The organism is Vibrio algicola, assembly GCF_009601765.2.
Classification (GTDB): Bacteria; Pseudomonadota; Gammaproteobacteria; order Enterobacterales; family Vibrionaceae; genus Vibrio; species Vibrio algicola.
Genome location: NZ_CP045699.1, coordinates 192,274 through 218,463, shown reverse-complemented (window position 1 = coordinate 218,463; position 26,190 = coordinate 192,274). Strand labels below are relative to the sequence as shown.

Here is a 26,190-nt window from a genome sequence, read left to right as displayed (position 1 = left end):
TTAATATTGGTCCGTATCGCTATCTGGTTCTTTCCTTTTATCTCACTCTTTATAAAAAGAGATAAACAAAGGATGCCAGACACCATACGTGGTGTTAAAAATGATGCAGAAATCTACATCGTTCGAGGCGCAGTATAATAATGAATCACAGCCCATCGATCAAGGAATTTGCTCTGTTTTTCAGCATTTATTGTTCGAGGCCAATTTCATTACCTTATATGACCCTCGAACATAGACACTAAATAATTGGAGTTACAGTTAGGCGACAAGTGCACGAAGCCCTATGAGCCATCTTTTATAAATAGGCAGGTCAACTATGTGATTAGGGTGAGTAAACGCAGTCTATTGTTGTTTATATAAAATAAGACTGAAGCTTCTAGTATAAACGTGTATAGGTGCTCGAAATTGCAATGGGCTTGCTTTATTATAGAGCCTCATTCGCCGTATTCTGTTGCCACGGAAATTCATCACTTATGCGCCCCACTATCGCCCAAGTCGCTTTGCCTGTCCCGTTGGACAAATGTTTTGATTACCAGATCCCGAATTATTTATATCCGGTGGTAGGCGGACGAGTGTCGGTACCTTTTGGCCGCCAAACCTTAACCGGCATCGTGACCGCTTTGGTCGATACGTCTGATTTACCAGTCGAACAACTCAAGCCCATCAAAGCCTGTTTAGACCAACAACCAGTATGGCCGACGCCTTTATATCAGCTATTGATCTGGTGCAGTCAATTTTACCAATATCCGCTTGGCGATACATTCTCTCTTGCCTTGCCTTCACTACTGCGCAAAGGCAAAGCCGCCAGTTTTGCCAGCATGAAACAATGGCATATTACCGACTCAGGTAAAGATCAATTCGCGGCAGGGTTCGGTCGTGCTCATCTACAAGCTCAAGCGATGCGATTAGTGGAAAATGGCCCCGTGCCTCATCCACTGATGATAGAAGAAGGGGTCAGTAGTAACACCTTAAAAACGCTGCAAGATAAAGGTTGGATCAGTGTGAGCCATTCTCAACCTGTGACCTCTCGTTGGCCCAAAGACATCGAGAATAGCGACCTCAAACCTAAACTGAATGAAGAGCAAGCGATCGCAATTGCCACCGTTAATAATGTATCTGGCTTTGGCTGTTACTTATTGGATGGGGTGACAGGTTCGGGGAAAACCGAAGTATATTTAAACTTGCTAAAACCGGTACTCGATAAAGGTCAGCAAGCATTGATTCTGGTGCCTGAAATTGGCTTAACCCCACAAACGATTCAGCGCTTTAAACGCCGCTTTAATGTGCCGGTAGAAGTAATCCATTCAGGTTTAAATGATACCGAACGCCTCAACGCGTGGTTATCGGCGCGAGATAAGCAAGCTGGCATAGTGATCGGCACACGTTCGGCGCTGTTCACTCCATTTGCTAGCTTGGGCATCATTATTGTCGATGAAGAGCATGACGCCTCTTATAAACAACAAGATACTTTGCGTTACCATGCGCGCGATGTCGCGGTGATGCGCGCCCACAAAGATAATATTCCCATCGTGTTAGGCTCTGCCACTCCGGCACTGGAAACTCTGCACAATGCCCAAGTGGGTAAATATCATTACTTAACCCTAAGCAAACGCGCAGGTAATGCTCAAGCCGCCAGCCATAAAGTGCTCGATATTAAAGGTTTATATTTAGAAGGTGGCTTATCTGCGCCACTAATCGCCCAAATGCGTCGCCACTTAAATGACGGCAATCAAGTCATGTTATTTTTGAATCGGCGTGGATTTTCGCCCGCGTTAATGTGTCATGAATGTGGCTGGATTTGTGAATGTAAGCGTTGCGATGCTTATTATACCTTTCACCAAGGTAGCCAAGAGATCCGTTGTCATCACTGCGGATCGCAAAGACCGGTAGTGCGTCAGTGTGAAGGCTGTGGTTCCACTCAATTGGTTTCAGTTGGAGTGGGTACCGAGCAGCTTGAAAAACAACTTGAGATGCAATTTCCTGAATTCAAAACCTTGCGCATTGATCGTGATAGCACCCGCCGCAAAGGCAGTTTAGAGTCGGCATTAGAATCGATCCGTACTGGCGAGTATCAAATTTTAATCGGCACGCAAATGTTGGCTAAAGGGCATCACTTCCCTAATGTCACTTTAGTGGGGCTAATTGATGTCGATGGTTCGCTTTATAGCAGTGATTTTCGCGCCTCAGAACGGTTGGCACAATTGTTTATTCAGGTTGCTGGTCGCTCAGGGCGAGCCAGTAAACCAGGTGAGGTTTTACTGCAAACTCACCACCCCGAGCATGCGTTATTACAATCCTTGTTGCATAAGGATTATCACCACTTTGCTCAGACAGCACTGAAAGAGCGAAAAATGGCACTGTTGCCACCTTTTACTCATTTGACTTTGATCCGTGCCGAAGCGACTCAAAATGACTCAACCGAAAGTTTTTTACGCCAAGTTAGACACACATTAGAAGCGCATCCACTGTTTGATGAGACTTGCATGGTACTAGGCCCTATGCCGGCACCATTATCCAAACGCGCAGGAAAATACCGCTGGCAACTACTGCTACAAATCGAAACAAGATCGAAAATGCAGCGTATCTTAGCGTCGGCAAAACCGGCAATTCAGCTGTTGCCACTGGCCAAAAAAGTACGCTGGTCATTAGACATCGAGCCGCAAGACCTTAGTTAGTAATATCTCAATAGTTATAAATAGGGCTGCAAAATAATTCAATGCGAGCAATATCACTTTTTTTATGTAATTATTGCAGCCTAATTAATGTTAACTACTTAATTTTAAGCATAAAATGAGAATATTCGTAATGCTAATGCCTCCTTGTCGGATTAACGTTTTGTTTTAATCATAAGCAGGGTAACCAGCGCGAATGCTCACCACCCATTTTTATAACATTAAGACGTCGTTATCCGGTGGGATGAAACCATTATTTTGCCTATATCAGCGCATTTTTTAAGATATAGGTTATACCCATTTGGGTTTTTAGAGAGAGGAAAATTTATGGCGACAATGAAGGAGGTTGCCCGACTTGCAGGCGTATCCACTGCCACCGTTTCAAGAGCATTAATGAGCCCAGAAAAAGTATCTAACTCAACTCGAAGACGAGTAGAAGATGCGGTGATGTCATCGGGATATTCGCCTAACTCATTGGTAAGAAACTTACGACGCAACGAATCGAAAACCATTATCGTTATCGTGCCGGATCTCTGTGATCCTTATTTCTCAGAAATCATTCGAGGGATTGAAGATACCGCCGCTGAACATGATTATTTAATTTTACTGGGTGATAGCAGTCAGCAACTTAACCGTGAAACCACGTTTATGAATTTGGTGTTTACCAAACAAGCTGATGGCATGGTATTACTCGGTAGTGACACCCCTTTTGATGTCAGCAAGCCGGAACAAAAAAATCTTCCACCTTTGGTAATGGGTTGTGAATACGCGCCAGAGCTAGAATTACCAACCGTGCATATTGATAATTTGACCGCCGCGTTTGATATCGTGAATTATCTGACTCAAATGGGACATAAACGCGTGGCCGAAATGTCAGGTCCAGAGAGTGCAGCTTTATGTCAGTTCCGCCACCAAGGCTATCAACAAGCTCTGCGCCGAGCTGGGTTAGAAATGAACCCTAGTCATAGAGTCTACGGTGATTTCAGTTTTGAATCCGGTGCTTTAGCGGTTAAGAGATTATTAACTCAGCCTGAACCTCCAACCGCTATCTTTTGTCATAATGATGCAATGGCGATTGGCGCAATGCAGCAAGCGAAGAAAATGGGCTATCGGATACCACAAGATCTTTCGGTAGTCGGTTTTGATGATATTCAATTTTCACAATACTGCGAACCGCCATTAACCACTATTGCTCAGCCTCGTTATGAGATTGGCAAACAATCAATGTTGATGTTATTAGAAACACTAAAAGGCAATGAAGTTCGAGCCGGTTCGCGCTTACTCGAAGCCAACTTAGTCATCCGCAACAGCGCTGGGCCACCAAAAATTAAATAATAAAATCCAAATAATAGATTCAGCCAACTTAAGCCTTATATACTTTTAATTAGAGAGAGGCGATGGGTTGGCTTTTTTATGCCACTTTATAAATCGTAGATATTTGAGCCAATTGGTATTAATATGTGGCTCCTTTTTTAAACAATACAAAATTATAGAGCGCCCGTGGCTAATAGAGATTACGTAAGAAAAAGTCCTGCACCCAAAAAGAAGAACACTCGCAAGTCTGCACCGAAGAAGAAAGCATCCCAACGTGCGATCCCTTGGAAGGCGGCTATTATTGCGATCATTCTCGCTGGCGGATTAATCTCTTTGATCTCAATGCTTAATAATGATCCAGAACCGGCAACCCCAAGCGCTACGATTATTCCTGTCGCGCCAAAAGCCAAGCCTAAAAAAGCGCTACCTCCACCGCCGAAAGAACAGTGGGATTACATGCAAAGTTTGCCGCAACGCGAAATTGAAGTAAAAGCCAAAGAACAAGTCGTACCAAAGATCCCTTACATCATGCAATGTGGCGCATATAAAGTGGAGTCTCAGGCAGAACAGCGCAAAGCGAACATCGCCTTCCAAGGTTTGAAAAGTAAGGTATTGAAGCTAGAAGGCAGTAGTTGGTATCGCATCATCTTGGGCCCTTATACTTACAAACGCTTAGCGGTAAAAGATCAGCACGTATTGCAGCGCGCTAAGATCGAGCCATGTATCATCATGAAAGACACGCTGGGGAAATAAAAATCATCCCCTCCCTTTCTTAACTATAGTCTAAAAATGCTCGTCACCTCGGAAGCGAGGGACGAGCTATCCATGAGCTCGCTTTGCTCTTTTTATATTCACCAAACTGCCCGTTCGATCCTGTGCCATTTTCCTTTCTTCCCTTGAATTCCACCCTCTTCAGCCGCATATAAATTAAAACAGCAGAATAAGAAGAGGTTCCTTGTGACTACGATAGTATCTGTACGCCGTAATAATAAAGTTGTCATCGCCGGTGATGGCCAAGTCTCTCTAGGCAATACCGTAATGAAAGGCAATGCAAAAAAAGTGCGTCGTCTTTATAACGGACAAGTATTAGCCGGTTTTGCTGGCGGTACAGCCGATGCTTTTACTCTATTTGAGCGTTTTGAGCGTAAACTTGAAATGCACCAAGGCCACTTAACCAAAGCGGCGGTGGAACTTGCCAAAGATTGGCGCAGCGATCGCGCGTTACGCAAACTTGAAGCAATCCTTGCCGTGGCCGATGAAACCGCTTCTCTTATTATCACTGGTAATGGTGACGTGGTTCAGCCTGAAAACGATTTAATCGCAATTGGTTCTGGTGGTAATTTTGCTCAATCTGCCGCGATTGCGTTATTAGAGAACACCGATTTAGAAGCGCGTGAAATTGCTGAAAAAGCCTTAAATATCGCCGGTGATATCTGTGTGTTCACCAATCACCACCATACTATTGAAGAATTATAAACCGCAGACTCAACACGGTTGCTAATTTATATGAAGCTTATCTCTTCTTAAAGAAGGAAAAATTTATGTCTGAAATGACACCTCGTGAAATTGTTCATGAACTCAATCAACACATTATCGGCCAAAGTAAAGCCAAACGTGCGGTGGCGATTGCACTGCGTAATCGCTGGCGTCGTATGCAATTATCAGAAGACTTTCGCGCCGAAGTAACGCCAAAGAATATTTTGATGATCGGCCCAACTGGTGTGGGTAAAACAGAAATAGCACGCCGTTTAGCCAAGCTAGCCAATGCTCCTTTCATTAAAGTTGAAGCCACTAAATTTACCGAAGTCGGCTATGTGGGCAAAGAAGTCGAAAGCATTATTCGTGACTTGATGGACGTGTCGATTAAATTGACCCAAAAACAAGAAATGGACAAAGTGAAATTCCGCGCCGAAGAACAAGCGGAAGAGCGCGTTCTTGATGCGCTATTGCCACCTCCTCGCGAAGGTTGGGGCCAAGACGATAAAGCCAAAGACACCGCATCCAATACTCGCCAAATCTTCCGTAAGAAATTACGCGAAGGTCAGCTCGACGATAAAGAAATAGAAATCGATGTGGCTGCGCCGCAAATGGGGGTCGAAATTATGGCGCCTCCTGGCATGGAAGAGATGACCAATCAGCTGCAAGGCATGTTCCAAAACCTAGCGGGCGATACTAAGAAAAGTCGCAAACTAAGAATTAAAGATGCCCTTAAAGCCTTAGTGGAAGAAGAAGCCGCTAAGTTGGTCAATCAAGAGGACTTAAAAGAACAAGCGATTTTCAATGCCGAAAACAACGGGATTGTGTTCATTGATGAAATCGACAAAATCTGTAAACGCGCCGATCAAACCGGTGGCGGTGATGTGTCTCGTGAAGGGGTACAACGCGATCTTCTTCCTTTAGTCGAAGGCAGCACAGTCTCAACTAAACACGGTATGGTTCGCACTGATCACATCTTATTTGTCGCATCTGGCGCATTCCAAACCGCTAAACCGTCAGATTTAATCCCAGAACTGCAAGGTCGCTTGCCAATTAGAGTTGAATTAGAAGCACTCAGCAGTGATGATTTTAAACGTATCTTAACTGAACCTCATGCATCTCTCACAGAGCAATACACCGCATTAATGGGCACGGAAAAAGTGGATGTCGTGTTTACCGAAGATGGTATTGCTCAAATTGCCGATGCAGCATGGCAAGTGAACGAAAGCACCGAGAACATTGGCGCACGTCGTTTGCATACCGTGATGGAACGCTTAATGGATGAGATTTCATTTGATGCTACCGACAATCCTGGCAGTAAAGTTGAAATTAATGCCGACTACGTGAACCAACGTTTAGGTGAATTAGTTGCAGATGAAGATCTTAGCCGATTTATCTTGTAAGATAGTCGCGCTACTCCAGTAAACTAAAAGCTCGCATAACGCGGGCTTTTTAGTGGTTGGGGCTTCTTGTCGTTTACGTATATAATTTAACGACTACTCTTAAATAACCGTCTCTAAATATAAGCACTTATGAAATCAACATTGTCTATTTGGTTGGATGCCGCGCGTCCTAAAACTTTACCCCTTGCGATAGCCTCTATTGCGATTGGTAGCAGCTTGGCTTATACCGACGGTCACTTCTCTTTTCCGATTACATTTTTAGCTTTGTTGACCGCAACTTTATTACAGATTTTATCTAACCTTGCCAATGATTACGGCGACACAGTACAAGGCACCGATAACGATAACCGCATTGGGCCTATTCGAGGCCTTCAACAAGGCGTGATCACTCAAGCCGGCATGAAAAAAGCGATTATGGTCAATATTGGTCTGATCATCATTAGTGGCTTAGCCTTGGTCTTTTATGCTCTGCAAAGCCCAACCAGTATTCTGTCTTTTATCGGCTTAGGCTTATTATCGATTTTAAGTTCAATTGCTTACACTATGGGCAGTAAACCTTATGGTTATGTGGGCTTAGGCGATATTTCAGTCTTTACCTTCTTCGGTTTACTTGGGGTGTTAGGCACTTACTTTTTGCATACCGGTACTATGAGTCCAACCTTGTTATTACCCGCTATCGGCTGTGGCTTTTTTGCCGTGGGTGTACTCAATATCAATAATATGCGTGATATTGAAAATGACACGGTAAGCAATAAGCGCACCATGGTGGTTCGCATTGGTACTGAACGCGCCAAATGCTATCACTTAATGCTGATCACAGCTGGCTGGGTGATGCTAACACTTTATTTGAGTTTGCACGTTTCAACCCCGCTACTCGCATTAACGATGTTGTTGCCTTTAGTACTGGTCTTCAAACACGGCAAAACCATTTGGAATATTGAGCATCCTCGTGAGTTTATTCCTATGATGCCCGATATGGTGAAATGCGCGATTGTGTCGAACCTGATTTTCGCCGTGACGTTAGTTATTGGTAATTAACCGCGCTGGATGAAGCTCCCGAAGGGCAAGTTAAAACAAGCCTTATGCTGCTTTAACTTCAATAAAGATAGAATAACTATGATTGTATTGAATTTGCCTTGCCTAACGCTTGTTTTATTCTTGCTGAGACTCGCATCTTGAGGTTACTTGGGTATATACTCGATAATCATCCCCCGCAAAGAGAAAGGCCACTATGGAATATAATACCTCTGCACTGTGTGACATTTACCTCGACCAAGTAGACGTGGTTGAACCTATGTTCAGCAATTTTGGTGGTTTAACCTCATTTGCAGGGCAAGTGACCACAGTAAAATGCTTTGAAGACAACGGCATTATCCGTTCGATTCTGCAACAAGATGGCACTGGGCGTATTTTATTAATTGATGGTGGTGGCTCATTACGCCGCGCTTTGATTGATGCTGAAATTGCCGCTATAGCAGAAGAAAATTCTTGGGAAGGCATTGTGGTTTACGGCAGTGTGCGTGAAATCGACGAACTGGAAGAGTTGCAAGTTGGCATTCAAGCATTGGCTGCCATTCCGGTCGGCGCCACTCAAACCAACGTTGGTGAGATTGATGTTCCGGTGAATTTCGGAGGGGTTACCTTCTTACCTGAAGATTTCCTTTATGCCGACAATACCGGTGTGATTTTATCGCAAGAGCCGCTTGATGTTAAGCTCGATCTTGATGACGATGATGCAGAGTTGGTCGATTAATCCGATATAAATCCGCTTAGCTTATTGCGCATAAATACCCATATAAAAAAACAGAGCCTAATAAGTGCTCTGTTTTTTTATGTCGTTTTTTACTGGTAAAGCTCGGTGAGAATGGATTACTCCACTTCGTCCATTTTACCAAGTAAACTGCGAATGCGTTCTTGCCAAGCTTGTTGCTCTTGACGCAATGTCTGCGTTTGTTGCTCTAACTCAACGCGACCTTCTTTTAGTTCCGTTGATTCTGAAGTCAATTGCTCATTTTTTTCTTTAAGCTCTTCAACTTCCATTTGCAATAAAGAAATAGTATCGACTGCTGTTTGAATTTTTGCTTCTAGTTGTTCTAAAACTTCGAAAGACATGTTGACTACCTGTTTAATGATCCATGATGAGTGATAGCTCCAGCTACCACTAGCGTTACCTTCATTCTACTCAGCTTCGTTTTATTCGCCATACTCTTATTGCAATATTTTTACCTGTTTGCACAAAAAAACATCAATTATCACTTAAATATGACATTCCGTAGTTATTAGTTTCAACAATGTTAAACAAATTTTCACTACTTAGCCCGAGGCATTGACACTTTTCCCTTATCACTTCGCTACATTTTTATTCAAACTCGAAAAAAGCAAACGTTACCCTTTGGGCTGTGATAAAATCTGCCACGAATTTTCCTTCCCTGTATTTGTATTGGAGTCCCTATGAAACGCGATTTAGCATTAGCATTTTCACGAGTTACAGAAGGTGCTGCGCTTGCCGGTTATAAGTGGTTAGGTCGAGGCGATAAAAACGCTGCCGATGGCGCCGCAGTTGAAGTCATGCGTAGCCTATTAAACCAAACTGAAATCAGCGGTGAAATTGTTATCGGTGAAGGTGAGATCGATGAAGCGCCGATGCTGTACATTGGTGAGCAAGTTGGCGTGGGTGGCGATGCGGTTGATATCGCAGTTGATCCTATCGAAGGCACTCGCATGACCGCGATGGGACAATCAAACGCATTGGCTGTATTAGCCGCCGGTGAAAAAGGCAGTTTCTTAAAAGCGCCTGATATGTACATGGAAAAATTAGTGGTTGGCCCTGGAGCTAAAGGTTGTATCGATCTTAACCTATCAATCGAAGACAATATTCGTAATATCGCTAAAGCATTGAATAAAGAATTACATGAGCTGACTGTCACTACGCTGGCGAAACCTCGTCATGATGACATGATCGCATCAATGCAAAAGATGGGAGTGCGCGTTTTTGCCGTACCAGATGGCGATGTTGCTGCTTCTATCTTAACCTGCATGCCAGACAGCGAAGTGGATATGATGTACTGCATCGGTGGCGCGCCAGAAGGTGTGGTATCTGCGGCGGTTATTCGCGCATTAGATGGCGACATGCAAGGGCGCTTATTGGCTCGTCACGACGTGAAAGGTGATACTCCTGAAAACCGCACTCATGGCGAACTAGAGCTACAACGTTGCGCGGAAATGGGCGTACAAGCTAACGTGATCCTAAAGATGGATGATATGGCGCGCAGCGACAATGTAGTATTTGCTGCCACCGGTATTACCAAAGGGGATTTGCTGGAAGGTATTACACGCAAAGGTAACATTGCCACCACTGAGACCTTAGTGATCCGTGGTAAGAGTCGTACCATTCGTCGCATTAAATCCATTCACTATCTAGAACGTAAAGACGATACGATTAAGAAACACATCTTATAATATCGTTACATTGTTAACTCGGTTGTAGATAGCAAAAAGTCGCTGATTAATCTTCTTAATCAGCGACTTTTTTTCTTTTGTATCAAGTCAAAATCTTATATTAATCCCAAAGCGAGCATATCAAGTCAAAGGGCAACAAATACAGCCGAGTTCGATCAAAGGAGAACGACCTCTGTATTCTATTGCGCTGACTTACCGTAGCTATTTTCGCCGTCGGTGCCCTTCATAAATCCGCACTCCACCAATGTCCACATACCGCAGAATATTGATACTAAAGTGACAATCGCTTGAGCGGCCATCATAGGCGTCATCGAGTCGACCGTCATGGTATCTGCTGCAATATCAGCACCACCTAAACGACCCAAAATGATAGGGACGTACAGTAATAACCACCAATTGGATTTATTTCTATCGTGCCAACGTTTGGCGGTTACCGCTAAGTCGGGGATCAACAAACAAACCACAACAGCCGATAGAATATAGCCGCCCATATTGCCTAAGCCACTTTGGGCAAGAAAAGCGCCCATGCCTAAAATCACAGCGTAATAAAAAATATTCCATATCCAAAAACGCTGTCGACCAATTCTTCCTTGAAAAGAAAATAGCCACTGTTTCCAACTCATCTTGATACCTTAATAAATCCAATTAAAAATTAACGACCTTTTGAAAACACTCTCGATCCATATCTCGAATGTTGACTGTTAAGATCGCCACAAAATCCGCCTTACCACGCAGTGCTGCCATGATGGCTTGCGACAATGCTTGCTTTTGCTCCACAGTTCGACCGCTTAATAACTCCACGGTAACGTGAATAAAATCAACCGTATCGGCTTTATCGCCAATCAACCAATTATGTGGACGTAATGTGCGCGATTTCACATCCATTGCTTGAAATAACCCACTATCAATCGTGGCATGGTGCAAATCTTCTAATAACGCCTGCACATTGACACGTTCTTCAATTGAATCTGAATATTCCATCACTACATTTGGCATTTTCTTTCCTCAATAAATAATCCAACGTTTGCCGCCAATTCCTGTTTGGTTAACATACCGATTTAAGTCAAAATTGCCACTTAACCATCTCGATTTATCTACTATAATCACGCTGAAAATTAATGAAAACTAAACTAACGTTAATCAGGCGATGCTGACATGACTAGAATCATGATCTCATCACATTATTCTGTTATATTCACTGGTAGTACATTTTGGGTTAAAGCCCGCTCATTTATAAAATTGGAGAATATCCTATGCGTCATCCTGTAGTTATGGGTAACTGGAAACTAAACGGTAGCAAAGCAATGGTAACTGAGCTACTAAACGGACTTAACGCTGAACTTGAAGGCGTGACAGGTGTAGACGTTGCAGTAGCGCCACCAGCGTTATTCATCGATCTTGCAGAACGCACTCTTACCGATGCGGGCAGCCAAATCATTCTAGGTGCTCAAAACACTGATCTAAACAACAGCGGTGCTTTCACTGGTGATATGTCTCCAGAAATGTTGAAAGAATTCGGCGCATCTCACATCATCATCGGTCACTCTGAGCGTCGTGAATACCACCACGAATCAGACGAGTTCGTTGCTAAGAAATTCGCATTCCTAAAAGAAAACGGCCTAACGCCAGTTCTTTGCATCGGTGAATCTGAAGCACAAAACGAAGCGGGCGAAACCGTTGCAGTATGTGCACGTCAAATCGACGCAGTGATCAACCTTCTAGGTGTTGACGCTCTTAACGGCGCTATCATTGCTTACGAACCAATCTGGGCAATCGGTACTGGTAAAGCAGCAACAGCTGATGATGCACAACGCACTCACGCGCAAATCCGTGCTCACATCGCAGCGAAATCTGAAGAAGTGGCTAAAAACGTTGTGATCCAATACGGCGGTTCTGTTAAACCTGAAAACGCAGCAGCTTACTTCGCACAACCAGACATCGATGGTGCTCTAGTTGGCGGCGCAGCACTTGACGCGAAAAGCTTTGCCGCTATCGCTAAAGCAGCCGCTGAAGCAAAAAAAGCATAATTAGCTGAATTGAGTTCATCTCTCACATTTGAGAGCTTGCCCTCGAAGCTGATGCATTAAAAAAGGGTTAATGAGATATTTCTCATTAACCCTTTTTGTTTACCATTTTTTATTTTCAATGAGCATACAGACATAAAAAAACCGCAGACTCTCATCTACGGCTTATCTTACAAAACACTGAAAATCCTAAGTAATTAGAATAACTCTTCAGCAACTTTGTATAAGTCAGTTTTCACTGGACGACGCATGTTTTCAATCGCATCAATAATATCATGATGAACCAACTCTTCTTTTTGAATACCAACACAACGGCCACCATGGCCTTCAAGTAAAAGGTGAACTGCGTAGTTACCCATGCGAGACGCTAAAATTCGGTCAAACGCCGTTGGACAACCACCACGTTGAATATGACCCAGTACGGTGGCGCGAGTTTCACGACCGGTTACGGCTTCAATATCTTTGGCTAGTTCATACGCATCCATCTGCAATTCTGTCATCGCAATGATCGCATGCTTTTTGCCTTTTTCGATACCATCTTGAATATTCTGAATTAGCGCTTTTTGATCTAAATTATTTTCAGGGGTAATGATGTATTCACAGCCGCCGGCAATAGCAGACATTAAAGTCAAATCACCACAGTGACGACCCATTATCTCTACAATGGAGATGCGTTGGTGAGATGACGATGTATCACGCAGACGGTCAATCGCATCAATAACCGTATTTAAAGCGGTCATGTAGCCAATGGTGTAATCGGTACCGGCGATATCGTTATCGATAGTGCCTGGTAGACCGATACATGGGAAACCCATTTCAGTGATTTTCTTTGCGCCCATGTAAGAGCCGTCACCACCGATAACCACTAACGCGTCGATACCGTGTTTTTTCAGGTTTGCGATGCCTTTTTCACGCACGGCTACGTCTTTAAATTCAGGGAAACGCGCTGAACCTAAGAAAGTACCACCACGGTTGATCACATCTGATACGCTAGAGCGATCTAACTTCTCAATGCGGTCTTCAACTAAACCAAGGTAGCCATCGTAGATACCAAACACTTCTAGCCCTTCGCCTAGTGCGGTACGGACTACACCACGAATTGCTGCGTTCATGCCTGGTGCATCACCACCACTTGTTAAAACACCGATCTTCTTAACCATGTTTTTCACCCTTAAAATATCAAAATATAAAATTGGTTTACTTGGATCTTCTACTGCATTTTTGGCTAATCTTTGCCAATTTAATCTGAGATCCAATGTCTTTACTTACCGTTACTTGACCGTAAGTTTATGTTGTTTTATCTGCCAGTATAGGCATTTTTATAACGTTATAAGCAATATACAAGCTTGTTATGACAGCATGTTGATTCACATCACTTTCACGCAAGTTTTTTCATATGTGAACAAGATAGTCAATTGTGAGTAATTTGTCTCTAATTGAATGATCTTTGTCACACTTTTTATCCGATTATTTTATGCAATTTTTTCTCAACTGGCTAATTTAACGGTCGATACTTTGCTGCAGGTACGACGGATATCGGATCTTGGTGAATGATGACATCGGAGTGAGGGAATAATCTATCGAGTTTTTCTTCCACTTCATCGGAAATGCGATGCGCTTCTATTAATGGCAAATCATCATCCAGTTCGATATGTATTTGAATAAAGCGCATTGGCCCCGACATCCGAGTGCGTAAGTCATGTGCGCCTAATACCCCTTCAATCGACACGCAAGCAGAGTGGATCGCTTCCACTTCTTCTTCGGGTAGTTGACGGTCGAGTAACGATTGCACCGCTTCTTGCGCCATTTGGTAAGCACTGTAAAGAATATAGAGACCAATCCCAACCGCAAATACTGCATCCGCTTGTTTGTAGCCATACCAACTTAGAACTAAGGCAATCATAATGGCAATGTTCATGTATAAATCGGTTTGATAATGCAGCGAATCGGCGGCGATCGCTTGGCTACCGGTTTTACGCACCACATGCTTTTGGAATATCACTAACCCTGAAGTTAAGACAATAGCAAAGGCGCTGACCCATACCCCAATCTCGGGAGACACTAACGCTTGTGGGCGAAAGAAACGTTCAACCCCGTTTAGCAATAAGAAACAAGCCGAACCTGAAATAAACATTGCTTGCGCCAACGCGGCTAACGATTCTGCTTTACCATGCCCAAACTGATGATCATCATCCGCCGGTTGCAATGCGTAACGCACCACTAATAAATTAGTTACTGAGGCGGCTAAATCCAATAAAGAATCAACTAAAGAAGCCAATAAGCTGACCGAGTTGGTTTGCCACCACGCCACGACTTTGACCAATAACAAGATAGAGGCAATGACCATGGCAGCCCATGCCGCTGAGTTCACCAGTTTTGCGTAGTTTTTTTCCATTACTTATTCTTTACCTATTTCTCAAATATATTACTTTAAAACGTATGACTATTTACTGCGATCCCGTGAATAATGAAGGCGCATAACAACACCACTTTAATCACCAAGAGGTTATAATTTTTCAAGTTTCGCGTAAGCGGTCACTAACCATTTTATTCCTTCGCCATTAAACGCCACTTGCACTCGGCTTTGCTGACCACTGCCCTCAAAATTAATGATAGTCCCTTCACCAAATTTAGGGTGACTGACTCTTTGGCCTAACCCATAACCAGTGCTGTTGAAGGTTTCCTTAACCGCACTTGAGCCAAAACGACCAGACGTTGCTGGGCGGCTAACTTGCGCTTTCATCCGCACTTCTTCAACACAGCTTTCTGGGATCTCGCGAATAAAACGTGACGGTTTATGGTATTTCTCTTGCCCATACACTCGGCGCATTTCTGCATAGATAATGTAGAGCTTTTGCATCGCTCGGGTCATACCAACATAACAAAGTCGACGCTCTTCTTCTAAACGCGCCGCATCTTCTGCCGACATTTGATTAGGGAACATCCCCTCTTCCACCCCAACCATAAACACTAACGGGAACTCCAAACCTTTAGCACTGTGCAGCGTCATAAGTTGCACCGCATCGGTAAACTCATCCGCTTGCCCTTCGCCGGCTTCAAGTGCTGCATGCGATAAAAATGCCGACAACATACTCATGTCATCCGCTTCTTCTGGCTTTTCAAATTGACGCGCAGCGGTGACTAATTCTTCCAAGTTCTCGATACGAGCTTGCGATTTTTCGCCCTTCTCGGTTTCATACATGGTGAACAAGCCCGACGATTTAATCGCATGATCAAATTGCTCATGTAAGGCGAGATCGTAAGTATCATCTTCCAGCGCCACAATTAATTCGACAAAACGACCAAATGCCATTGCGGCGCGGTTAGGCAGCACCTTTTCTTCAATTAATTGTATCCCCGCTTGCCACAAAGTAATGCCACGATCGCGCGCGGTCATACGGATGGTTTCAAGGGTTTTATCCCCTAAACCGCGCGTGGGGGTATTCACAATTCGCTCAAAAGCCACATCATCATTGCGATTATTCATTAGACGCAAATAACCTAATGCATCTTTAATTTCTTGGCGCTCGAAGAAACGTTGACCGCCATAAATACGATACGGCAAACGAGCTTGAATTAATGCCTCTTCCAAGACTCGCGATTGCGCATTGTTACGATACAACATCGCGCAACTGGTGAGCGGGGTGCCTTTTTCATGCCATTCTTTTATTTTACTGACCGCAAAGCGTGCTTCATCGAGATCGTTATAAGCAGAATAAAGCGAGATCGGCTCACCTTCATCGCCATCGGTCCATAAATCCTTGCCCATGCGCTCGGTGTTATTACTGATCAGCTCATTGGCAGCATTCAAAATATTTTTGGTTGAGCGATAATTTTGCTCTAAGCGAATGGTGCGTGCGGCGGTAAATTCACGCAGGAACTTTTGAATGTTTTCAATTTGTGCACCACGCCAACCATAGATAGATTGATCATCATCGCCCACGATCATCACATGGGCATCACGCCCTGCCATCATGCGTAGCCAAGCGTATTGAATGTTGTTGGTATCTTGGAATTCGTCCACCAAAATGTGCTTAAAGCGCGCTTGGTAATGCTCACGAATATGCACTTTATCGCGCAGTAATTCATGGCAACGTAATAAGATTTCAGCAAAGTCGATAAGACCCGCGCGATCACACGCTTCTTGATAGGCTTGATAAATTTGCAGATAGGTTTTAGCAACCGGATCGTGATAGGTATCAATATGACTTGGGCGCAGACCTTCATCTTTTTTACCATTGATCCACCAGCATGCTTGTTTGGCCGGCCATTGTTTTTCATCTAAGTTTTGCGCTTTAATCAAACGGCGCAATAAACGCAGCTGATCTTCAGAATCTAAGATCTGGAAATCTTCTGGTAGTTTAGCATCCATATAGTGAGCGCGAAGAATACGATGACAAATACCATGGAAAGTCCCGTTCCACATGCCTGATGAAGTGCCCATCATTAACTCTTCAATCCGTCCACGCATTTCGGCCGCTGCTTTATTGGTGAAGGTTACCGACAGAATTGAAAACGGCGACGCTTGTTCCACCGATAATAACCAAGCAATACGATGAACCAATACTCGTGTTTTACCACTGCCAGCCCCCGCGAGTACTAACAAGTTCTCAAGCGGCGCAGCTACGGCTTCACGTTGTCGGTCGTTGAGACCATCGAGTAATAAAGAAGGATCCATCATGATTCCACTGGTTATTTATACATTACTACCAGTATACATGAAGCATGGTTTAACCATAAGACCCTCGGGCATGAAAGATAAAAATTAAGAACCACACTCATAAAGTAAAAGTAATGAAATTTTATCCAGCCTAACTCGTTCTATTTATTCTAATCATTCTAAATACTGATAAAATATATAAAGACACAGTAAAACACATCAAAACTTATGGAGAAGATATGATGAAACGTTACTGGAAGATCCTAATTTTCACCTTACTACTGAGTACTCAAGCCTTGTTTGGCACTCAGGTGATGGCTGCCAGCGATGCTATTTACACCACGCATTTTAGTGATAAAGCCCTAAAAGGTTATGACACAGTGGCCTACTTTACCCAAGGGAAAGCGGTGCAAGGCAGTAAACAATTCAAAACGACTTATCAAGGCGCGGTATGGTGGTTTTCAAGCAAAAAAAACTTAATCGCCTTTAAAGCAGAGCCTAAAAAATACGCACCGCAATATGGTGGCTATTGTGCTTGGGCGCTAGGTGCAGACAACTCACTCGCACCGGGTTCGCCTCTACAATGGACTATTTACAACAAGAAACTGTATATCAATTACGATCAAAATATTCAGGATAAATTTCTCGCCAATATGGAAGATTTGATTGAAAGCGCCGATCAACGTTGGCCAAAGATTTTAGAGTAAACCCTGCATTATTTTGGTTCGAATGACTTACAGCTTTTCAAATTCCAGCTGAATATGCTCAATCAATAAACGTAGGCGCTTGGGCTGATAACGGTCTTTATGGTAAATCGCCGAAAAGGCCACATTGGGGATCTGCCAATCGGGCATGACTTTCACTAGCTTCCCTTGCTCGATCAACTCGCGACAATAAATACTCGGCACTCGGATCAGGCCGCACCCAGCCACCGCTGCGTTTAATAATGAGCGACCATTTTTACATTGAAATTGCCCTTGCACTTGCACATCAAAATCTGACGGTGGCAATGCGACGGTTTGGTGATGCCACTTTTTAACTGAGCCAGTTAAACAGTTATGTTGTAGTAAGTCTTTCGGGTGATCTAATGCTTGGCCATTGGCCGATAAATAGCTTGGACTAGCGAGCGTCACCATCTCTAAATCGAGTAATTTTTTGCCAATGAAGCCTGCATCTTCTAATTGCCCCATCCGAAATGCCACATCAAACTGGTCTGAAATCAAATCAACCCGATGACTGCTAAAATCCATTTCTAACGACACATCCGGATATTGCAGCATAAAACTCGACAACATGGAGGCGACGATTTCCTCCCCCAGATAGCCCCCAACACAGTTAATTTTAATGTGTCCGCGCACCTGCTCGACATCATCCAGCGCCACTAATAATGCTTGATTGATCCCTTGCAGATTGGTTTGGCATTGATGGAAGAATTGTTCACCTGCCGCCGTCAATTTTAAAGTACGGGTCGTTCGCAACAATAATGTCACCCCCATTTGCCTTTCCAGTTGGGAGATCTGCTTGGAGACATGTGAACGTGATACCTCTAGCGCCTCGGCGGCTTTGGTAAAATTGCCCAGTTCGGCGATCAACACAAAAGTGCGGATATCGCTTAAGTTAATTTGATTGATCATCTTGTTGTCCCACCTTAACTATCCAAACCACTTATTGTTTCCATATAGAAACAGTATTTCAACCAATGCCATATATATCAACATTAATATTATCCGTAAGATACACCGATACCAACAAGCGACAACAAAACCTTGTCTCTTAATCAAATATTCTGACAACCAATTTCGTCATAAAAAGGTGATCACATGAAAAAGTTAATCGTAATTACAGGTGCAAGTTCTGGTATTGGTGAAGCTATCGCCCGTCGTTTAAGCGGCGAAGGTCACCCTCTTTTATTATTGGCGCGTCGCGTTGATCGTTTAGAAGCATTAAACTTGCCAAATACCTTGTGCGCTAAAGTCGATGTGACTAATGCACAAAGCTTTGTTGATGCGGTTGCCATTGCTGAAGCCAAATTTGGCCCAGTCGATGGTTTAGTCAACAACGCTGGCAGCATGTTATTAGGTCAACTGGATCAACAAGATGCCAGCGAATGGAAAACCATGTTTGATGTTAACGTGATTGGCTTAATGAATGGCATGCAGGCGGTGCTTGCACCAATGAAAGCACGTCAAACTGGCACTATCATTAACATCAGCTCGGTGGCAGGACGCAAAACCTTTGGTAATCACGCCGCTTATTGTGGCAGTAAATTCGCGGTACATGCGATTTCTGAAAATGTACGCGAAGAAGTGGCCGATTCTAATGTTCGTGTCACCACCATTGCCCCTGGCGCAGTGGATACGGAATTGTTATCGCACACCACATCAGATGCGATTAAAGATGGTTACAAAGATTGGACTGCAAGCATGGGTGGCGCATTAGTTGCTGATGATATCGCTCGCACTGTGGCGTTTGCTTACCAACAGCCACAAGGCGTTTGTATTCGTGAAATCGTGGTAGCGGCGACTCGTCAAACCATGTAAGTAAAGTGGTTCGCTTTGCTGTGAGAACCTATAAGCTAGCCCACTAAAGCCAAAGAAAAAGCATAAAGCGAGATCACGGATAAAATGCTCACAGATCAGCGCTTCAACCGTAAACATGACTGAAATAAACCGTCATTACACCGTGAGCGTGACTGAAATAAGTTGTCATTCCATACGCGAGTAGAACGAGCAGATAGGGAATCTCGCTTTAGCTTTCCTCAATAACAAAAAAATGCGGCGTGACTCAATTAACGAGTCACGCCGCATTTTATTTTAACAATACACTTCTAAATACAGTCTCGCCTTACAATCCAAACACCCAAGCGGCTAAGGTATAGCTGATCCCTGTAATAAAGAAAATACCGACAATATTGAGCATAAATCCGGCGCGGATCATCTCTTTAATTCGCAACTGACCCGATGCAAACACAATACTGTTTGGCGGTGTTGCTACTGGCATCATAAAGGCACAACTGGCCGCTAATGCCGCAGGTATCGCTAACATTGCAGGACTTTGTCCCATCGCAATCGCAATTGGCCCAAGTAATGGTAAGAAGCCAGCGGCCGTGGCAGTATTACTGGTCACTTCGGTTAAGAAAATAATCGCCGCGGTCACAATCAACATCACGATAATAATTGGCATGCCACCAGTTGACGCTAAGCTATCCCCGATGAAATCAGCCAAGCCTGAGCTTTTTATTTGCGCTGCCAGACTTAAACCACCACCAAATAACAACAATACGCCCCAAGGCAGTTTCTTAGTGCTTTCCCAATCCAAAATAAACTCTTGTTTCTTCACATTGATGGGAATAATAAACAACAACAAAGCCGCAAACATCGCGATACTGGTATCGTTAATTGGCAACCCTGTCCATTTAGCTAATAACGGACGGAACACCCAACTGAGCGCCGCGCCAACAAAGATAACCGCGACCCATTTCTCCGCTTTACTCAACTTACCTAGCGCTTTTAATTGCTTACCTAATAAGCTAGTCGCATCGCCTTCTTGGGTATCGGGTAATTTATAAGAAATTTTAGTCAGCCAAACCCAAGTAAAGCCCAGCATAATGATCGACAATGGCAAACCCACCATCATCCACTTGCCAAAACCTAATTCCATGTTGTAACTGTCAGCTAAGTAGGCCGCAAGTAAGGCATTGGGTGGCGTTCCAATTAAAGTCGCCAAGCCACCAATACTGGCTGAATATGCAATACCTAACAGCAACGCACTGGCAAATTCTGGGTTTTTATCGCGCTTTTCGCCACACACAATACCAATGATCGACATACCAATCGGCAGCATCATTACAGCGGTCGCGGTATTACTCATCCACATCGACAAGAATGCGGTTACCATCATTAAGCCACCAATTTGATGGGCTGGTTTATTGCCTACCGTCAACATCGCCAACAAGGCCACACGTTTATGCAGATTCCACTTCTCCATCGCAATCGAAAGCAAGAAGCCACCCAAAAATAAGAAAATCAGTGGATTGGCAAATGCCGCGGTCGCTTCTTTTATTGAAGCAGTACCTAATAACGGCGATAGAATAATCGGCAGAAATGAGGTAACAGGAATCGGCGCCGCTTCAGTCACCCACCACACCGCCATCAAGGTCGCCAAACCGATCATGCGCCAAGCGGGCACACTTAAGCCTTCCAATGGCGGTGAAATAATTAAAGTAAGAAGTAAAATAAGGGGCCCAATAAAAAGACCTAAATAACGGGAGTTATTCGGAATAACCGATTCTTTTTCAAGCATGGACATAATGACATTTCCTAGGTGAGATCAGGGGCGTCTGTTTTAATATATGTCTAACAAAAAAGAAACATAAACACCTGTAGTTCGTGAGCTAACCGCAACCCGTTGTTTCCATTCTGTGATCAAAGTACCCATATTAAATGTAAGTATTAATGATTGATGTTTTAAACGCCTATTTTTAGCGACGACAAAACCGCTCAAACACAACAAGCTGGTATCCCCCTTATCCCCCTTATGGTGCTTTAAACCTACCTTGCTGTACTTTCAATTATAATTGGCCACTTAATTTCTGGTATTCGGACCAAGTCGAAGTAAATAGTAAGCTAAAGTGTCGATGATGAAGATTTAAAACCAAAGGCTTTCAAGATGTTGTAAACTTTTTAACGTCGCTGCAAAAAACACCTGATCCAATCATGGCTTGATAACGTATTACTCAATATGAATTCAATGAAGGTGATGACTATGCAGCAAATTGTGTATCGAGTAATCGACAAGGAGATCATCATCGCTGCCCAACCTTTATTGCCAACAGATCTAACCCCATATCTGATATTGGTCGCCAAGCATCAGGATAAGAACGCTTTTAATGTCTTGTTTACATTCTTTGCACCCAAAATAAAACGCTTTGGTATCAGTAAACTCAACAGCGAAGCCTTAGCCAAAGAATTGATTCAAGAAACCATGACCAAAGTATGGCGCAAAGCCCATTTGTATCATCCCGATAAAAGCGCGGCGACCACTTGGATATACACCATAATGCGTAATACTGCTTTTGATATGTTACGCCAAATCCAATCTCGCTCAGAAGAGTCATTATCGGATGATATTTGGCCACTAGATTCGATTATCGACAGTGCCCACAACACAGAGCAAACTCATCAATTTGAAGATCACCTGCTCTCTAAGCATTTACTTCTGCACCTCGATCGCCTTCCAGAAGCTCAGCAACAAGTGATAAGAGGTCTTTATTATCAAGACCTATCACAAGAGCAACTGGCACAACATCTTGATATTCCGATAGGTACGATCAAATCAAGATTGCGATTAGCGTTGGAGAAATTAAAGCAATACATGGGGGAGAAGGAGCATGATTAAACATCACCCGACTACGACCATTTTACAGCGTTTCGTCGATGGCGATTTACCCGTATCGGTTTCAATTGTGGTGGCCAGTCACGTTGAGATATGCCTACACTGCCAGCAACGCAGCATGCAATTAACCGAGCAGTCGGCGAAGGCATTATTTCAACAGGCTTCAGGTCAAGAGATTTTAGTGCAGTCATCTGATCTAGATGATCTAGATATGACCATAGACGAAATCAGCATGATGGACAGCATCACCAGTATTGATGTGACGGAAGATAAAATGGCTTCCGAGACACCATTACCCAAAACAGTGACTGAAATTGAGATCAACGGCACCCGTATTGCCCTGCCACGAGCCATGAGATCGATCGGCTTAAAACCATGGCAAGGATTTGGCAAGATCTCTCGCGCTCGCGCGGTGCTGGATGATGGTCACTTAAAAATGTCACTGCTACACCTTGCCAAAGGTGGCGGCATTCCAACTCATACCCATAATGGTTTTGAAATCACCTTGCTGCTGGAGAGCAGTTTTCACGATGATATGGGGGAATATAACGCGGGCGATTTTATATGGTTGGATGGCAAGCACACTCATAGCCCACTCACAGAGCAAGGCTGTGTTTGCTTGACGGTTTCCAATGATGCGATTCACTTTACTCAAGGGGGGAGCCAGTTACTTAACCCAATCGGTAAGTTTATTTACTAGAGGCTGTTGCTCTCGAACAAAATTTAATCACGAAAGATCAACAGCCCCTAGCACTTACTCCATTTTTTTTACCACGTAGCAAAAATAGAGAATATGAGGTTTTATATGGATTCAAAACTGACAATCGGCATCAGTGCTTGTGTGCTAGGACAGAAAGTTCGCTTTAATGCTGGCCATAAGCGTTCGGCATTTTGCACCGATCAACTGGGTGAATTTGCCGACTTTGTCCCTGTGTGCCCAGAAGTGGCTATCGGCTTACCAACGCCAAGACCGACCATTCGCCAAATTCTCAATGACGATATTATTACCGTCTCCCAACCCGATGGCAGCGGCGATGTCACCCAAGCTTTAAAAGATTTTGGTCAAGCTCATGCCAAAACCACTTTTGATATGGCAGGATTTATTTTCTGCGCCAAAAGCCCAACCTGCGGTATGGAAAGAGTCAAAGTGTATTATCATCACGGCAAAGGTTCAGCCTCAACTGGGGTTGGCGTATTTGCCGAGCAGGTTATGCAAGCCAATCCCTGCTTGCCGGTTGAAGAAAACGATCGCTTAAATGATCCGGTGATCAAAGAAAACTTTATTACCCGCATTTTTGTTTATCATCGTTGGCTTAAAACCAGAAAATCGGGTCTGACCAAACATAAACTCATTACCTTTCATCGCGCTCATAAGTATCTGGTGATGAGTCATCATATTGAAAGTTATCGCGCCCTTGGTCAGCTACTCGCCCGTGCTGACCAGCCATTAGAGCAGCAAGCCGATCAATACATTCTCGGCTTAATGACGGCGCTAAAAATCAAAGCCACTCGTAAATCGCACACTAACACTTTGCAGCACCTACAAGGCTACTTTAAAAAGCAATTAACCGCCGAAAAAAAACAAGCGTTAAGTGAGGAGATCAACGCCTACCGCGAGGGCTACTCTCCATTATTAGTACCGTTGACCTTAATCAACCATCATTTAAAAGAATTCCCAAATGAATATTTAAGCGATCAGGTTTACTTAACGCCACACCCGAAAGAACTCAAACTGAGGTATGGATATTGAGCTCACTTTATTGGATCCGCCGAGATGTTCGCCTAGCAGATAATCCGGCGCTACTGTCATTATTAAATGATAAGCATCTGTTGCCATCCGACTTAGAAAATAAGCCACAAGCGGCAAACGACGCACCCAAATACGCACTATTTATTTCGACACCACAGCAATGGCAGCAACATCACTTAGCGCCCATCAAAGCGGATTTGTTGCATCGCCATCTTGAATTATTTGCTACCCAGTTGGCGGAAATCGGCATTCATTTTATTCATCTACAAGCCAATGATTTTAGCGATCAAGTCGAGCGATTAGTCGAGTTTTGTCAGGCTAATAATATCCAACACCTTGTGGCCAACCGTGAACCTGAACGCAATGAAATCGAACGAGATCAACAAGTGATAGAAGCGGGTCTTGATTTGCAACTCTTTGATTGCGATACCATTGCGCCGCTAGGAAAAATACTCAACCAACAAGGCGAGATGTTTAAAGTCTTTACTCCGTTTAAAAAAGCTTGGGTCAATTACATCCGAGAAGTTGGAGTGCAATATCGCGATCCGCCACAATCTACACCGACCAGTCGATCCTCGCACAAGAAAGCCTCGCTCGACCAATCGCAGAAATCTGTACCTCAATCTGAACCAATCTTGTTTGATTATCCGCGAGTAGACTCGAGTCACTGGCCATTAATTGATGATGTACAAGCCCAAGTGATCCCTGATTTTTTGGCTAATAAAGTGGCGGATTATTCACAGCAACGTGATATTCCTTCGGTAAAAGGCACTTCTTGCTTATCCCCCTACCTTGCCATTGGTGCGCTCAGTGCCAGACAACTGGCAGCGCAACTTATTCAGCGTGATCCTCAAGTGCTTTATCACTCAGAACACCCTTCTTTTGCTTGGCTGAATGAGCTGATTTGGCGCGATTTTTATAAGCATTTGCTCCATCATCACCCACGTTTAATAACCGGTGAGTGCTTTCAAACTAAATATAACCGCTTAATGTGGCGTAATGATAACGCCGATTTTCAAGCATGGTGTGAAGGTAAAACCGGTTACCCGATTGTCGATGCTGCGATGAGACAGCTACGCCAAACTGGCTGGATGCATAATCGCTTGCGAATGATTGTCGGCAGCTTTTTAACTAAGCACTTATTAATTGATTGGCATTGGGGCGAGCATTTTTTTATGTCGCAGTTAATCGATGGTGATTTCAGTGCCAATAATGGCGGTTGGCAATGGGTCGCCAGCACAGGCTGTGATGCCCAACCTTACTTTCGTGTTTTTAATCCTATCCTACAGAGCCAAAGATTTGATCCAAATGGCGACTTCATTCGTAAATATCTACCAGAGCTAAAAAATGTGCCAAATAAGCAACTGCATTTCCCGCATGACTATTTAAGCAAACAAGGGAAAAGTGAGCAGTATTGGCCACCTTTGGTCGAACATAAATTTGCCCGCCAGCGAGCGATTAACTTTTTTAAGCAGAGCTAATCTGAACTTATAAAGTGAATGACCATATGGAGGGTTAAGCAAGAAAAAGAATAAGGATATCGACATGACTGACGGATCAGAGCCGCACACTCGCCATCAACCTTGGCTGCAAAACTTCATCGTTATGTATCAAGCGTTAGGCACTTCAAAGCTAGATCGGCAGCAAGCAGGCTCGCAGCCGCAAGACTTTAAGTTGCTGCATCAGGTTTATCATTCTGAGGTCGAGTTTATCGATCCACTGCATCATGTGAGCGGTATTTGTGCCTTAGTCGCCTACTTCAAAAACATTTATACCCATGTCGAACACTGCCAATTTGCTATCCATCATGTGGTGGAATCAGATCACGAAGCAGCCATTTATTGGACTATGACTTACACCCATCGCAAGCTCAACCATCACCAACCGATTAAGGTCGAAGGGCACTCTCATTTAAAGCAACGAGAAGGGATGGTCGGATATCACCGTGATTATTTGGATGTCGGCGCGATGGTTTATGAACATATTCCTTTACTCGGTCGCGTGATTAAAACCATCAAACAGCGAGCAGGGGAATAAA

Annotated in this window: 24 protein-coding genes; 16 read left to right on the top strand and 8 right to left on the bottom strand. The window is 43.8% G+C overall.

Going from position 1 to position 26,190, the window contains the following annotated elements:
• Window positions 1-473 precede the first annotated feature (473 nt).
• The 7 genes from priA (at window position 474) to rraA (ending at window position 8,618) form a co-directional block, all read left to right on the top strand.
• On the top strand, window positions 474-2,675 hold the full coding sequence (priA, locus tag GFB47_RS00990) for a primosomal protein N' (protein WP_153445837.1): 2,202 nt from the start codon (window positions 474-476) through the stop codon (window positions 2,673-2,675).
• A 324-nt stretch (window positions 2,676-2,999) separates the two neighbouring features.
• Entirely contained in the window at window positions 3,000-4,007 is a 1,008-nt protein-coding gene (gene cytR, locus GFB47_RS00985) for a DNA-binding transcriptional regulator CytR (RefSeq protein ID WP_153445835.1), read from the top strand.
• Window positions 4,008-4,172: 165 nt separating this feature from the next.
• A complete protein-coding gene (locus GFB47_RS00980; protein ID WP_153445833.1) occupies window positions 4,173-4,739 on the top strand; it encodes an SPOR domain-containing protein in 567 nt (188 codons plus the stop codon).
• A 204-nt stretch (window positions 4,740-4,943) separates the two neighbouring features.
• Window positions 4,944-5,462 (top strand): ATP-dependent protease subunit HslV, encoded by a 519-nt coding sequence (gene hslV / locus GFB47_RS00975; RefSeq protein WP_153445832.1) that lies wholly within the window; start codon window positions 4,944-4,946, stop codon window positions 5,460-5,462.
• Window positions 5,463-5,527: 65 nt separating this feature from the next.
• Window positions 5,528-6,865: an HslU--HslV peptidase ATPase subunit gene (gene hslU, locus GFB47_RS00970; protein ID WP_153445830.1), complete on the top strand. Its 1,338-nt coding sequence runs from the start codon at window positions 5,528-5,530 to the stop codon at window positions 6,863-6,865.
• A gap of 129 nt (window positions 6,866-6,994) precedes the next feature.
• On the top strand, window positions 6,995-7,903 hold the full coding sequence (locus tag GFB47_RS00965; protein ID WP_153445828.1) for a 1,4-dihydroxy-2-naphthoate polyprenyltransferase: 909 nt from the start codon (window positions 6,995-6,997) through the stop codon (window positions 7,901-7,903).
• A gap of 193 nt (window positions 7,904-8,096) precedes the next feature.
• Window positions 8,097-8,618, top strand: a complete 522-nt coding sequence (rraA, locus tag GFB47_RS00960) for a ribonuclease E activity regulator RraA (RefSeq protein ID WP_153445826.1) — start codon at window positions 8,097-8,099, stop codon at window positions 8,616-8,618.
• A 116-nt stretch (window positions 8,619-8,734) separates the two neighbouring features.
• Here rraA and zapB read toward each other — a convergent pair whose 3' ends face one another.
• Window positions 8,735-8,977: a cell division protein ZapB gene (gene zapB / locus GFB47_RS00955; RefSeq protein ID WP_153445825.1), complete on the bottom strand. Its 243-nt coding sequence runs from the start codon at window positions 8,975-8,977 to the stop codon at window positions 8,735-8,737.
• Window positions 8,978-9,316: 339 nt separating this feature from the next.
• On the opposite strand from zapB, the gene glpX reads away from it, so the two are divergent.
• Window positions 9,317-10,324, top strand: coding sequence for a class II fructose-bisphosphatase (gene glpX, locus GFB47_RS00950; RefSeq protein ID WP_153445823.1), 1,008 nt, complete (start codon window positions 9,317-9,319; stop codon window positions 10,322-10,324).
• Between the two features lie 179 nt (window positions 10,325-10,503).
• Here glpX and GFB47_RS00945 read toward each other — a convergent pair whose 3' ends face one another.
• Together GFB47_RS00945 and GFB47_RS00940 are read right to left on the bottom strand one after the other, a co-directional pair.
• Window positions 10,504-10,947, bottom strand: a complete 444-nt coding sequence (locus GFB47_RS00945) for a DUF805 domain-containing protein (RefSeq protein ID WP_153445821.1) — start codon at window positions 10,945-10,947, stop codon at window positions 10,504-10,506.
• Between the two features lie 22 nt (window positions 10,948-10,969).
• Window positions 10,970-11,320 carry a 5-carboxymethyl-2-hydroxymuconate Delta-isomerase gene (locus GFB47_RS00940; RefSeq protein ID WP_153445819.1) on the bottom strand — a complete coding sequence of 117 codons (351 nt, stop codon included), beginning with the start codon at window positions 11,318-11,320 and terminating at the stop codon, window positions 10,970-10,972.
• Window positions 11,321-11,577: 257 nt separating this feature from the next.
• Here GFB47_RS00940 and tpiA point away from each other — a divergent pair, with 257 nt between their 5' ends.
• Window positions 11,578-12,351: a triose-phosphate isomerase gene (gene tpiA, locus GFB47_RS00935; RefSeq protein ID WP_153445817.1), complete on the top strand. Its 774-nt coding sequence runs from the start codon at window positions 11,578-11,580 to the stop codon at window positions 12,349-12,351.
• 194 nt (window positions 12,352-12,545) lie between these two features.
• Here tpiA and pfkA read toward each other — a convergent pair whose 3' ends face one another.
• The 3 genes from pfkA to uvrD all read right to left on the bottom strand — a co-directional run bounded on the left by pfkA (window position 12,546) and on the right by uvrD (window position 17,029).
• Complete coding sequence (gene pfkA / locus GFB47_RS00930; protein ID WP_153445815.1) at window positions 12,546-13,508, bottom strand: 6-phosphofructokinase; 963 nt, start codon at window positions 13,506-13,508, stop codon at window positions 12,546-12,548.
• 335 nt (window positions 13,509-13,843) lie between these two features.
• Window positions 13,844-14,743, bottom strand: a complete 900-nt coding sequence (gene fieF, locus GFB47_RS00925) for a CDF family cation-efflux transporter FieF (protein ID WP_153445813.1) — start codon at window positions 14,741-14,743, stop codon at window positions 13,844-13,846.
• A 111-nt stretch (window positions 14,744-14,854) separates the two neighbouring features.
• On the bottom strand, window positions 14,855-17,029 hold the full coding sequence (gene uvrD, locus GFB47_RS00920; protein WP_153445811.1) for a DNA helicase II: 2,175 nt from the start codon (window positions 17,027-17,029) through the stop codon (window positions 14,855-14,857).
• A gap of 221 nt (window positions 17,030-17,250) precedes the next feature.
• Here uvrD and GFB47_RS00915 point away from each other — a divergent pair, with 221 nt between their 5' ends.
• Entirely contained in the window at window positions 17,251-17,715 is a 465-nt protein-coding gene (locus tag GFB47_RS00915) for a YHS domain-containing (seleno)protein (RefSeq protein WP_153448094.1), read from the top strand.
• Between the two features lie 27 nt (window positions 17,716-17,742).
• On the opposite strand, the gene GFB47_RS00910 is transcribed toward GFB47_RS00915, so the two are convergent.
• A complete protein-coding gene (locus GFB47_RS00910; RefSeq protein ID WP_153445810.1) occupies window positions 17,743-18,642 on the bottom strand; it encodes a LysR family transcriptional regulator in 900 nt (299 codons plus the stop codon).
• A 186-nt stretch (window positions 18,643-18,828) separates the two neighbouring features.
• Here GFB47_RS00910 and GFB47_RS00905 point away from each other — a divergent pair, with 186 nt between their 5' ends.
• Window positions 18,829-19,548 carry an SDR family oxidoreductase gene (locus GFB47_RS00905; protein ID WP_153445808.1) on the top strand — a complete coding sequence of 240 codons (720 nt, stop codon included), beginning with the start codon at window positions 18,829-18,831 and terminating at the stop codon, window positions 19,546-19,548.
• Window positions 19,549-19,852: 304 nt separating this feature from the next.
• Here the strand turns inward: GFB47_RS00905 and GFB47_RS00900 are convergent, their stop codons facing one another.
• Window positions 19,853-21,316, bottom strand: coding sequence for an SLC13 family permease (locus GFB47_RS00900; protein WP_153445806.1), 1,464 nt, complete (start codon window positions 21,314-21,316; stop codon window positions 19,853-19,855).
• 456 nt (window positions 21,317-21,772) lie between these two features.
• Between GFB47_RS00900 and GFB47_RS00895 the strand changes: the two genes are divergently transcribed.
• From GFB47_RS00895 to GFB47_RS00875, 5 genes are all read left to right on the top strand, one after another.
• Complete coding sequence (locus tag GFB47_RS00895; RefSeq protein WP_153445804.1) at window positions 21,773-22,405, top strand: sigma-70 family RNA polymerase sigma factor; 633 nt, start codon at window positions 21,773-21,775, stop codon at window positions 22,403-22,405.
• The gene (locus GFB47_RS00890) at window positions 22,398-23,102 is read left to right on the top strand and encodes a ChrR family anti-sigma-E factor (protein WP_153445802.1); all 705 of its coding nucleotides are present in this window, start codon (window positions 22,398-22,400) and stop codon (window positions 23,100-23,102) included. The genes GFB47_RS00895 and GFB47_RS00890 overlap by 8 nt, the downstream gene beginning before the upstream one ends.
• 105 nt (window positions 23,103-23,207) lie before the next feature.
• Window positions 23,208-24,152 (top strand): YbgA family protein, encoded by a 945-nt coding sequence (locus GFB47_RS00885; RefSeq protein WP_153445800.1) that lies wholly within the window; start codon window positions 23,208-23,210, stop codon window positions 24,150-24,152.
• Window positions 24,149-25,633, top strand: a complete 1,485-nt coding sequence (gene phrB, locus GFB47_RS00880; RefSeq protein WP_153445799.1) for a deoxyribodipyrimidine photo-lyase — start codon at window positions 24,149-24,151, stop codon at window positions 25,631-25,633. Before GFB47_RS00885 ends, phrB begins: the two co-directional genes overlap by 4 nt.
• Window positions 25,634-25,697: 64 nt before the next feature.
• Window positions 25,698-26,189: a nuclear transport factor 2 family protein gene (locus tag GFB47_RS00875; protein WP_153445797.1), complete on the top strand. Its 492-nt coding sequence runs from the start codon at window positions 25,698-25,700 to the stop codon at window positions 26,187-26,189.
• Window position 26,190 lies beyond the last annotated feature (1 nt).

Coding starts and splice junctions, on each gene's coding strand:
- priA (WP_153445837.1), top strand. CDS start 474: ATGCGCCCCACTATCGCCCAAGTCGCTTTGCCTGTCCCGTTGGACAAA.
- cytR (WP_153445835.1), top strand. CDS start 3,000: ATGGCGACAATGAAGGAGGTTGCCCGACTTGCAGGCGTATCCACTGCC.
- hslU (WP_153445830.1), top strand. CDS start 5,528: ATGTCTGAAATGACACCTCGTGAAATTGTTCATGAACTCAATCAACAC.
- GFB47_RS00965 (WP_153445828.1), top strand. CDS start 6,995: ATGAAATCAACATTGTCTATTTGGTTGGATGCCGCGCGTCCTAAAACT.
- rraA (WP_153445826.1), top strand. CDS start 8,097: ATGGAATATAATACCTCTGCACTGTGTGACATTTACCTCGACCAAGTA.
- zapB (WP_153445825.1), bottom strand. CDS start 8,977: ATGTCTTTCGAAGTTTTAGAACAACTAGAAGCAAAAATTCAAACAGCA.
- glpX (WP_153445823.1), top strand. CDS start 9,317: ATGAAACGCGATTTAGCATTAGCATTTTCACGAGTTACAGAAGGTGCT.
- GFB47_RS00945 (WP_153445821.1), bottom strand. CDS start 10,947: ATGAGTTGGAAACAGTGGCTATTTTCTTTTCAAGGAAGAATTGGTCGA.
- GFB47_RS00940 (WP_153445819.1), bottom strand. CDS start 11,320: ATGCCAAATGTAGTGATGGAATATTCAGATTCAATTGAAGAACGTGTC.
- tpiA (WP_153445817.1), top strand. CDS start 11,578: ATGCGTCATCCTGTAGTTATGGGTAACTGGAAACTAAACGGTAGCAAA.
- pfkA (WP_153445815.1), bottom strand. CDS start 13,508: ATGGTTAAGAAGATCGGTGTTTTAACAAGTGGTGGTGATGCACCAGGC.
- fieF (WP_153445813.1), bottom strand. CDS start 14,743: ATGGAAAAAAACTACGCAAAACTGGTGAACTCAGCGGCATGGGCTGCC.
- uvrD (WP_153445811.1), bottom strand. CDS start 17,029: ATGATGGATCCTTCTTTATTACTCGATGGTCTCAACGACCGACAACGT.
- GFB47_RS00915 (WP_153448094.1), top strand. CDS start 17,251: ATGAAACGTTACTGGAAGATCCTAATTTTCACCTTACTACTGAGTACT.
- GFB47_RS00910 (WP_153445810.1), bottom strand. CDS start 18,642: ATGATCAATCAAATTAACTTAAGCGATATCCGCACTTTTGTGTTGATC.
- GFB47_RS00905 (WP_153445808.1), top strand. CDS start 18,829: ATGAAAAAGTTAATCGTAATTACAGGTGCAAGTTCTGGTATTGGTGAA.
- GFB47_RS00900 (WP_153445806.1), bottom strand. CDS start 21,316: ATGTCCATGCTTGAAAAAGAATCGGTTATTCCGAATAACTCCCGTTAT.
- GFB47_RS00895 (WP_153445804.1), top strand. CDS start 21,773: ATGCAGCAAATTGTGTATCGAGTAATCGACAAGGAGATCATCATCGCT.
- GFB47_RS00890 (WP_153445802.1), top strand. CDS start 22,398: ATGATTAAACATCACCCGACTACGACCATTTTACAGCGTTTCGTCGAT.
- GFB47_RS00885 (WP_153445800.1), top strand. CDS start 23,208: ATGGATTCAAAACTGACAATCGGCATCAGTGCTTGTGTGCTAGGACAG.
- GFB47_RS00875 (WP_153445797.1), top strand. CDS start 25,698: ATGACTGACGGATCAGAGCCGCACACTCGCCATCAACCTTGGCTGCAA.